This window comes from Variovorax sp. KK3, assembly GCF_001984055.1.
In the GTDB taxonomy this organism is placed as follows: Bacteria; Pseudomonadota; Gammaproteobacteria; order Burkholderiales; family Burkholderiaceae_C; genus Variovorax.
The window spans coordinates 1-4,650 of record NZ_LYVO01000156.1; the positions used below are offsets into that span (position 1 = coordinate 1).

The window sequence follows — 4,650 nt, forward strand, 5'->3', positions numbered from 1 at the left end:
GGGAGGGCATGGACGCAGGTGGCGCGAGCGCGTTGCAAGTGCATCAAATATTACCAACGGTGTCGACCGTGGCGACGGCCCGAAGCCGGCGGTTCCACGCGTTGACCTGATGGTGGTCGATCATTATCATCGCGTTTGGTTAACCAAAATGTGTCAGTTCGGTTGACCGAAGAGACGAGTACATGCCCACCATCCCCCCGCTCCTGATCCGTGACGTCCGCCCCCTGGGCGCCCCGCCCGTCGACCTGCTGGTGCAGGACGGCCGCATCGCCACCCTGGGCCCCGCGATCGCGGCGCCGGCCTGCTGCGTGGTCGAAGACGGCTGCGGCGCCCTGTTGCTGCCCGGCCTGGTGGAGGGTCACACGCACCTGGACAAGACCATGTGGGGTATGGACTGGTATCGCAACGAGGTCGGCCCGCGGCTCGTCGATCGCATCGAGAACGAGCGCGCCTTTCGCCGCGCCAGCGGCCACGATGCCGCGGCCCAGTCGCTGGTGCTGGCCCGCGCCTTCCTGGCCCAGGGCACCACGCGGCTGCGCACCCACGTGGACATCGACACCGACGCCGGCCTGCGCCATCTCGAAGGCGTGCTGCGCACGCAAGAGACCATGAACGCGGCGCAGCAGATCCAGATCGTGGCCTTTCCGCAGTCCGGCCTGCTGGGCCGCCCTGGCACGGCCGATCTGCTCGACCAGGCGCTCGCGGCCGGCGCCGACGTACTGGGCGGGCTCGACCCGTGCGCGATCGACGGCGACCCGGTGCGTTCGCTCGACCTGCTCTTCGGCATCGCCGAGCGGCGCGGGCGGCCGCTCGACATCCACCTGCACGAGCCGGACGCGATGGGCGCCTTCTCGCTGGGCCTGATCCTCGACCGCACCGAGGCGCTCGGGCTGCAGGGCCGGGTGGCGATCAGCCATGGCTTCTGCCTGGGCGACCTGCCCGAAGCCGAATGCGAGGCGCTGCTGGCCCGCATGGCCCGGCTCGGCGTGGCGCTAGTCACCAGCGCGCCGGCGGCCCGCAGCGTGCCGCCGCTCATGCGATGCCGGCGGGCGGGCGTGACGGTGCTGGCCGGCAACGACGGCATCCGCGACACCTGGACCCCGTACGGCAACCCCGACATGCTGGAGCGCGCGATGTTGCTCGGCCTGCGCTACAACCTGCGGCGCGACGACGAGCTCGATGTCGCGCTGGATTGTGTGACCGCGGCCGGCGCGCGCGGCCTCGGGTTCGAAGACTATGGCCTGACGACCGGCTGCCGCGCTGACCTGGTGCTGGTCGATGCGCGGACCGTGGCCGAGGCCGTGGTGGCGCGGCCACCGCGGCGGCTGGTGGTCGCGGGCGGGCGCGTCGTGGCGCGCGACGGTGCGCTGCTGCCGGACGCGTTGGCGCCATGAAGGCCGCAGCCCTGTCGAAGCGCGGCATCGGCTTCGCGCTGGTGATCGTGCTGGTCGCGATCAACCTGCGCGCCTTCCTCACCGCCAGCAGCCCGCTACTGGGCGAGATCCGCGGCGACACCGGGCTCGGCTTTCAAGCCGCCGCGCTGCTCACCGTGCTGCCGATGTTCGCGATGGGCCCGATGTCGCTGGCCGGCGTGGGCCTGGGGCGCCGTATCGGCGAACGCGCCGCGATGGTCCTGGGCCTGGGCGCCATCGCGCTGGCCTGCGCAAGCCGCTGGGTGACCGCTTCCACGGCCGGCCTGCTCGCCAGTGCCGCACTGGCCGGCTTCGGCGCGGGCCTGGTGCAGGCACTGATGCCCACGATCATCAAGCGCGCCTACCCGGTGGGCATGGGCGCGGCCATGGGCCTGTATTCGGCCGCACTGATGGGCGGCGGCGGGCTCGGCGCGATGGGCAGCCCGTGGATCGCGCGCTGGGCCGCCGACTGGCATGCGGGCCTGGCCTTCTGGGCGTTGCCGGCATTGGTGGCGATCGTCGCCTGGGCGCTGGTCGGCCGCGCGGCGCCGGCTCCCGTGCAGCAGGCATCGGCGCCTGCGGATCGGGGCTGGCTCAAGTGCTTCGCCAACCGGCGGGCGTGGCTGCTCGCGATCTACTTCGGGCTGCTCAACGGCGGCTACACCAGCCTCGTCGCCTGGCTGCCGCCCTCCTTCGCGCAGCAGGGCTGGACCCCGCAGGCCGCCGGCGCGCTGCTGGCGCTGATGACGGCAGCCCAGATGGTCGGGGCGCTGGCCCTGCCGGTGCTGGCGCGCGGCCGGCGCGAGCTGCGGCCCTGGTTGGTGGCCATGTTGGTGGTTCAACTCGCCGGGTTCGCCGGGCTGATGCTGCAGGTGTCTCCGGCGCCGGTGGTCGTCGCGCTGCTGGGTTTCGGGCTCGGCGGCGGCTTTTCGCTGGCGATGGTGCTGGCGCTCGACCACCTGCCGGACCCGGCCCAGGCCGGAACCCTGGCCGCCTTCATGCAGTGCTTCGGCTTCATGATCTCGGCGCTGGCGCCTTTCGCCACGGGCTGGGTGCGCGCGACGAGCGGCGGCTTCGGCGGTGCGTGGGCCTGGCTCGGCGCCGTGGTGCTGCTCTTGATCGTGATGACGTGGCGCTTCGATCCGCGCCGCCATGCGCGGGCGACCTGCGGCTTGTTCGGCACCGCGCCCGCTACGGGCTCGGATGCCTCCGGATACATCGGCATGCGGCCCGGCTGAGACGTTTAGACCGCCTCCTACAGGCCCCGGCGCGCGCCGACACCCATACTGCCGCCATCCTTCCCTCCGAGCGGTTTCCCAATTGAAAGTCAAAGCATCTCCTGGCGCCAGCAGCTGGATCGCAGCCGGGGTGCGGCACGAACTCCTCACGCGCGCGCTGCCGGCCCTGCGGCACGACATGGTGGCGCCGCTCTCGGTGATGCGGATGGGCATGCTGCTGCTCAAGCACCGGTCGAATGGCGACACGGCCGTGGACGAAGGTGCCTGGGACAAACAGGTGGCGTCGATCTCGGAACAGATCGATGCGCTGGCCGACGGGGTGCGCTCGCTGCGCGACTGGGAGCTCGCGACCAGCGACGATGGCACCACCCGCAGCGCGCTGGTGGCACGCTGCGCATCGCTCATGCGCGCTGCCTACGAGCTCAACGGCATCCGCCTGAACGTGGACGATGAGCTCGACGTGGCGCGCGAGGACGAGCCGCGCTTCGCCGCCGGTGCCTCGTTGCGTTACCTGGTGCTCGGTGTGCTCGGCTTCCTGCACGACTGCACCGAGGACCTCGGTGCCATCCGCATCGCCGCCGACGGGCCCGAGACGCTGCGTTTCGAAGCGACACGCGGTCGGCCCGATGTGGCCGACCCGCTGCCACCGATGGCAGGCGCCTTGCGCGCACCGCGCAAGCTGGCCATCGATGCGATCGCGCTGCAGGCACTGGCCGATGGGCTGGGCTACACGGTGGTGATCGACGGGGATACCGTGCGGCTTTCGCTGCGGCCAGGCTGAGCGCGCCTGCTACGGACCTGCACCGGAACACGGTGCCAGTGAAGCCTTTGGTTGTCTTGCGCTGCAGCAATTGCTGACGTAACGTGGCGTTACAAATCTTCCCCCAGTGTTCGCCACCTCCCAGAGCCCATGATCACCAAACGCCGTTTGCTCCAAGGCATGGCCGCTTCCTTGTGCGGCACGGCCGCATGGGCGCAGCAGAGCTCCACTTCCGCGACGCGCACTGCCCGCGGTGCCGCCACTTCCGGTGCTGCCGGCGCCTGGCCCAGCCAGCCATTGCGCGTGCTCGTCGGCTTTCCGGCCGGTGCCTCGCCCGACCTCGCGGCGCGCGCCATCGCCGAGCCGCTGTCCAAGCTCCTGGGCCAGCCGGTGCTGGTCGAGAACAAGCCCGGTGCCAGCGGCAACCTGGCGGCGAACCTCGTGGCCAAGGCGCAGGACGACCACACCATCGGCGCGCTGATCAACGGCAACCTGACCATCGCCAAGCTGCTCAACCCGGCCACGCCTTTCGACCCCGAGAAGGACTTCGCGCCGGTCGGCCTGATCGGCACCGCGCCGCTGGTGCTGGCGACCACCGCCGACGCGGTCGGCAAGACGCCCATCGAACTGCTGCTGTGGGCGCGCAATCTCGGCGAGAAGGGCAAGTACGGCTCGCCAGGCGTCGGCACGGTCGGCCACCTGGGCATGGAGCTCCTGCGCGCACGCACGAGCATCGCGCCGCAGCACGTGCCCTTCACCGGCAATCCGCAGGTCATCGCCGCCATGCTGGCGGGCCAGATCCAGCTCGCGCTGCTGCCGCCGGGGCTGGCCAAGCCGCACGTGGCCTCGGGCAAGCTCAAGGCCATCGGCGTGACATCGCCGATGCGAAGCCCCCTGTTCCAGGAATTGCCCACCTTGCGCGAGGCCGACGTGCGCGGATTCGATCTCGAGATCTGGACCGCCCTGGCGGCGCCGGCCAGCCTGCCCCGACCCGCCGTCGCGCGGCTCAATGCGGCGCTGGGTGATGTGGTGCGATCCGCGGAGGTCCAGGCCCAGTTGCTCAAGGCAGGCTGGCAGGGCGAGGCCGGCACGCCGCAATCGCTGGCCTACCGCATGCGTAACGACACGGCGCAGCTGGGCGGCGTGATCATGATGCGCGGAATTCGCAGTGAAACTTAGCTCTCCCCCAGGCTCCCCCACTTCGTGTGGTCCGCCAACCCCCTCACCGGGGGCAACACCA

The 4,650-nt window shown here is 71.1% G+C and carries 4 protein-coding genes; all 4 read left to right on the forward strand.

All coding sequences use genetic code 11. The annotated features are described in order from the left end of the window. Window positions 1–191: 191 nt before the first annotated feature. The 4 genes from B0W80_RS33720 to B0W80_RS33735 all read left to right on the forward strand — a co-directional run bounded on the left by B0W80_RS33720 (window position 192) and on the right by B0W80_RS33735 (window position 4,589). Window positions 192–1,394 carry an amidohydrolase family protein gene (locus B0W80_RS33720; protein ID WP_143684909.1) on the forward strand — a complete coding sequence of 401 codons (1,203 nt, stop codon included), beginning with the start codon at window positions 192–194 and terminating at the stop codon, window positions 1,392–1,394. Further along, window positions 1,391–2,650: a cyanate transporter gene (locus B0W80_RS33725; protein WP_077003494.1), complete on the forward strand. Its 1,260-nt coding sequence runs from the start codon at window positions 1,391–1,393 to the stop codon at window positions 2,648–2,650. The genes B0W80_RS33720 and B0W80_RS33725 overlap by 4 nt, the downstream gene beginning before the upstream one ends. A gap of 130 nt (window positions 2,651–2,780) precedes the next feature. Beyond that, on the forward strand, window positions 2,781–3,431 hold the full coding sequence (locus tag B0W80_RS33730) for a hypothetical protein (RefSeq protein WP_256856764.1): 651 nt from the start codon (window positions 2,781–2,783) through the stop codon (window positions 3,429–3,431). A 129-nt stretch (window positions 3,432–3,560) separates the two neighbouring features. Further along, a complete protein-coding gene (locus B0W80_RS33735) occupies window positions 3,561–4,589 on the forward strand; it encodes a tripartite tricarboxylate transporter substrate binding protein (protein ID WP_077003496.1) in 1,029 nt (342 codons plus the stop codon). Window positions 4,590–4,650: the final 61 nt, after the last annotated feature.

Bases quoted from the DNA above. Each gene is read 5' to 3' on its own strand.
- B0W80_RS33725 (WP_077003494.1), top strand. From the start codon at position 1,391: ATGAAGGCCGCAGCCCTGTCGAAGCGCGGCATCGGCTTCGCGCTGGTG.
- B0W80_RS33735 (WP_077003496.1), top strand. From the start codon at position 3,561: ATGATCACCAAACGCCGTTTGCTCCAAGGCATGGCCGCTTCCTTGTGC.